This window comes from Nocardioides abyssi, assembly GCF_030412915.1.
Classification (GTDB): Bacteria; Actinomycetota; Actinomycetes; order Propionibacteriales; family Nocardioidaceae; genus Nocardioides; species Nocardioides abyssi.
In genome coordinates, this window is sequence record NZ_JAUHJR010000369.1 from 1 (window position 1) to 201 (window position 201).

Consider the following 201-nt stretch of genomic DNA (forward strand, 5'->3'; position numbering starts at 1 on the left):
CGCGGCTGGGCCCAGTCGGTCGGCGAGCGCGAGCAGGGCGTGGCCTCGGTCTCCGCCCCGGTCCGCTCCCCCGGCGGCAAGGTCATCGCCGCCGTGTCGGTCTCCGGGCCGCTCGCGCGGCTCTCCCGCCAGCCCGGCCGGATGCACGCGCCCGCGGTGCTCGCCGCGGCCGAGCGGCTCTCGGAGTCGCTGCGCCGCGCC

General features: G+C 81.6%; 1 protein-coding gene. It reads left to right on the forward strand.

The window, feature by feature from the left end; translation table 11 throughout:
* On the forward strand, positions 1-201 hold a 201-nt coding region (locus tag QWY29_RS21015), incomplete at both ends, for an IclR family transcriptional regulator domain-containing protein (protein WP_300963132.1).